General features: G+C 36.7%; 4 protein-coding genes. 1 reads left to right on the top strand and 3 read right to left on the bottom strand.

Annotated features, from left to right (window positions below; genetic code table 11):
- Positions 1-819 (top strand): aldehyde dehydrogenase family protein (locus GZ63_RS0115125; RefSeq protein ID WP_038221299.1); only part of this gene is annotated, 819 nt, incomplete at its 5' end.
- Positions 820-868: 49 nt separating this feature from the next.
- Here the strand turns inward: GZ63_RS0115125 and GZ63_RS0115120 are convergent.
- From GZ63_RS0115120 to mce, 3 genes are all read right to left on the bottom strand, one after another.
- Positions 869-2,116, bottom strand: coding sequence for a DNA polymerase IV (locus GZ63_RS0115120; protein WP_029271001.1), 1,248 nt, complete (start codon positions 2,114-2,116; stop codon positions 869-871).
- Between the two features lie 153 nt (positions 2,117-2,269).
- Positions 2,270-3,394 carry a M20/M25/M40 family metallo-hydrolase gene (locus tag GZ63_RS0115115; protein ID WP_029270999.1) on the bottom strand — a complete coding sequence of 375 codons (1,125 nt, stop codon included), beginning with the start codon at positions 3,392-3,394 and terminating at the stop codon, positions 2,270-2,272.
- A 64-nt stretch (positions 3,395-3,458) separates the two neighbouring features.
- A complete protein-coding gene (gene mce, locus GZ63_RS0115110) occupies positions 3,459-4,289 on the bottom strand; it encodes a methylmalonyl-CoA epimerase (protein ID WP_029270997.1) in 831 nt (276 codons plus the stop codon).
- Positions 4,290-4,474 lie beyond the last annotated feature (185 nt).

Genomic DNA, 4,474 nt, shown 5'->3' with positions numbered 1-4,474 from the left:
TTTTTTACTGGAAGCACAAAGGTTGGTAAAAGTGTAATGAAACAAGCCAGTGAGCACCTTACCCCTGTTACATTAGAACTCGGGGGGAAAAGTCCGGCTATAGTAGATAAAGATGCAAACATTAACTTTGCAGCGAAACGAATTGTATGGGGGAAATTTACGAATGCTGGTCAAACTTGTGTTGCTCCAGATTACTTATATGTACACGAAAAAGTAAAATTTAGGTTACTAAAAGCAATGAAAAAACATATTAAATCCTTTTATGGAAAAAGCCCTTTAAAGAATAATGATTATACTCGAATTATTAATCATAGTCACTTCGAAAGGCTAGAGAGGTTTTTATCCAAGGGGACAGTTCTGCACGGCGGTAATGTAAACAGAGACATGTTAACCATAGAACCGACTATTTTGGATAAAATTACTTGGGAAGACCCTATCATGCAAGAAGAAATATTTGGTCCGATCCTCCCTGTATTAAGCTACACGTACCTGGAAGATGCGCTAGCGCAAATTAGAAGTATGGACAAACCACTTGCACTATATTATTTTGGAGAAGATGAAAAAACACAGCAGCAAGTCATTGAATATGTACCATTTGGCGGAGGAAGTATAAATGACACCCTCTATCATTTAGCTAATCCACACCTCCCATTTGGTGGGGTTGGTTCTAGTGGTATGGGAGCGTACCATGGCCAATATGGCTTTGATACGTTTTCACATAGAAAAAGTATTATGAAACAAACAACAAAATTTGACTTACCCTTTCGTTATCCCGGAAGTTCAGTAGCCCAGTCGATCGTAAAAAAAGTGATTAAATGATGAAAAATTATCCAGGAAGCCCTCTGTAGTACACGAAAAAGAGGGCTTCTTATTGTTTATAATCATTTAAAAAGTCCTTTTGAAAACTGGTATGGGGTTGATCGTCTATGTTCGTACCGTGCATTTGTTTAAATGGGTTTTTTCCATATTTTTGGGATAAGCGATCAATTACGTTATATAACTTTTCTTTTTCAGCTTCTTTCTCATACGTAAATATATCTAGCTGCTGTGCAATATACTGTTTCTCTTCCACTTCTTGGACAGTTATACCTAAGAGGCGGATGGGCTCTGAATTCCAGTGTTGAATAAATAATTCTTTTGCGATCATGAGGATATCAGCTTTTTTATCTATATAGTATGGAAGTTTCCTACTGCGTGTTATTGTCTTATGATCGTAATATTTGATCATGATTTGGACGTTTCTTCCTGCTGCTTGCTTACGTTTCAGTCTCCGTTCTACATTTTCCGCAAGAAGATGTAGAAGTTGCCTTATATCAGCTTCATTTGTTGTGTCTTCAGGTAGCGTTTGAGAGCTTCCAATACTTTTAAATTCATTTACAGCCTCTGGATCGACAATGCGATGGTCAATTCCATTTGCTCTATTTTTTAATCGTTCCCCGTTAATTCCTAGTATTTGTCTCAGCTGATAAACATTAGCGTGAGCAAGTTTACCGATGGTTGTGATATCAATAGCCTGGAGTTTTTCTGCTGTTTTTTTTCCAACTCCATACATTTTCTCTATAGGCAATGGCCATAGTTTATAAGGCAAATCTCTTTTTCTAAGTACTGTCATTCCTAAAGGTTTTTTCATATCAGATGCCATTTTAGCTAAAAATTTATTTGGAGCTATGCCGATACTGCAAGGCAAATCAAGTTCCTTTAAAATTCTATTTTGCAGGTTTTGTGCAATTTCAATTGGATTTCCAAGGTGTTTACATTCCGTGATATCAATATATCCTTCATCGATCGAAACTGGTTGGATAATTGGTGTGATATCAGTCAGCATTTTAAACATTTCTGCGGAAGCTGTACGATAACGGTCAAAATTTGGGTGCATTATAATTAGAGAGGGACATAATTTTCTCGCTTGCCATACGGGCATCGTTGTTTTAACTCCCTTCTCTCTAGCTTCATAACTACTAGTAACAACAATACCTTTTCGCTCTTCGGGATTGCCGGCTATAGCAAGAGGTTTCCCTTTTAGTTTTGGATTATATGCCATTCCTACAGATGCATAAAAACAGTTCATATCAATATGAAAAATGACTCGTCCCTTTTTTGGATACCAATTAGACATTTTATCTCCCTCCTGCGAACAACTGTTGTTATATCTATTTTACCATATATAATCGTTTTCGTGATTGATAGCTGTAATTAAGGAGTTATATCAAAAGGGTCAGCACACCTTCTTGTAAAGGGATGCTGACCTTAATCTGATAGCGTCTTTCTTTTATTTTGCCGCTTCCTGTATAATTGCTGTTACAAATTCAGTTACTTTTACTAAATCTTCCACTGCAATCCGCTCATTCGTTGTATGAATTTCTTCATATCCTACAGCCAGATTAACGGTCGGAATCCCAAGTCCGGCTATTACATTGGCATCACTTCCTCCGCCACTTTCAAGTAATTTACTTTCACGTCCAATCGTTTTTGCAGCACTTCGGGCAATTTCAACTACTTCATCCCCAGCTTTATGTTTAAACCCAGGATACATAACTTTAACATCAACTTCTGCAGTGCCTCCGAATTCCTGTGCAGTTGATTCGAATGCCTGTTTCATTTTTTTAACTTGTTCTTCCATTTTTTCAGGATCTAATGACCTGGCCTCAGCTAGGATTTCGACATAGTCACAGACAATGTTCGTTTGCTGACCGCCTTCAAAACGGCCAATATTCGCAGTAGTTTCCTCGTCAATTCGGCCTAGTGGCATTTTAGAAATTGCTTTTGCTGCGAGTGTGATAGCTGATACTCCTTTTTCTGGTGCCACTCCTGCATGTGCAGTTTTCCCTTTTATTGTAGCAAAAAGTTTTGCTTGTGTCGGAGCAGCAACAATAATATCACCAACCTCCCCATTACTATCAATCGCATATCCATATTTTGCTTTTAAATAGGAGGGTTCAAGCGCTTTTGCTCCGACTAAACCAGATTCTTCCCCGGCAGTAATAACAAATTGAACATCGCCATGTTTTAGTTCTTTTTCTTGTAGAATACGAATTGACTCAAGGATTGCTGCTAGTCCTGCTTTGTCATCTGCTCCAAGAATGGTTGTTCCATCTGATACAATATAGCCATCTTTAATTGATGGCTTGATTCCTTGTCCTGGTACCACAGTATCCATATGAGAAGTAAAATAAATTGTATTAGCTTCTTGATCTGGTCCTTTTAATGTGCAAATTAAATTCCCAGAACCATGTCCAGTTTTTTCCTTGCTTGTATCTTCAATGACCTCTAGTCCCAAGTCACTAAATTTCTGTTTTAAAACCTTGGAAATTTCTTGTTCATGTTTTGTTTCAGAATCAATTTGTACCAGTTCTATAAATTCATTCACTAACCGCTCTTTATTTACTGTAATCATTTTTATTAACCTCCAAAAATAGCATGTTTTCCTGTTTTATGAATATTTTGTGATGTATCGTATTCTAATTATATTTATGTTCTGCTTCTACTTGTTGGCATAGTTCAAAAAGTACCCCATTTGTACTATGCGGATGAATAAATGCGATTTGACTTTGGTCTGCCCCGCATTTTGGTTCATTATCAATTAACTGAATACCTTCTGTTTTTAATTGATGCAATCGCTTGTTAACATTGCTGACTGCTAAAGCGATGTGATGTATGCCTTCCCCTTTATTATCTATAAATCGTTGGATGGGAGAAGATTTGTTGAATGGTTCCATTAATTCAAAGCGGGAATCCCCAATTTTTAAGAATGCAATTTTTACACCTTCGGACTCCACATTTTCCACTTTTTCTAATTCTAAACCTAAAGATTCGGTGTAAAAGGATAGTGCATGATCAAGTTCTTTTACAGCTATTCCAATGTGTGCGATGTTTTGAGGCTTTGGTAATGGATCTTCTTCGGATTTAAGTAAATCTTGAATATATTGGGATAGAACTGTGGCTGAAGTCCTTGTAAATACTTTTTTGATCCCTTTCCCAATTAAAAAAGGGATATCTTCTCTAGGTATTTTGCCTCCACCGATAATAGGAACATCACCCGCACTTCCTTCTTTTAATGTGTCGATGATTTTAGGAAACAATGTATTATGATCACCTGAAAAAGAAAAAAGTCCTATTATATCTACATTCTCTTGTACGGATGTTTGTGCAACTTGTACAGGGGATTGGGGAAGTCCCGGGCAAATAATTTCGATTCCTAGATTATGAAGTTCCTGTGAAATGTTTAGTACCTTTTGATGATATCTGCTTGAATCAAGTTCTGTTATCAACATTCTTATTTTTCGTTCCATCTGTATCTTCCTTTTCCTACAAGCATATTGTCCTTCTGTTTCCCCTGCGAGACATTTTTTATGTGTCTTGTTTCAATTATTATTCCTACTTGTCCAATCTTCCTTTTAGCGATAAAATACAATTAGCATAAAGGATTAAAGGAGGACTTTTAACAGTGGCTTCAAAAAATAATCGAAAGAAAAAA

The sequence above is a fragment of the Virgibacillus alimentarius genome (genome assembly GCF_000709085.1).
Lineage (GTDB): Bacteria > Bacillota > Bacilli > Bacillales > Amphibacillaceae > Virgibacillus_B > Virgibacillus_B alimentarius.
Note: the sequence above shows the minus strand (reverse complement) of the source record. Positions and strands in the feature narration are given on the sequence as shown.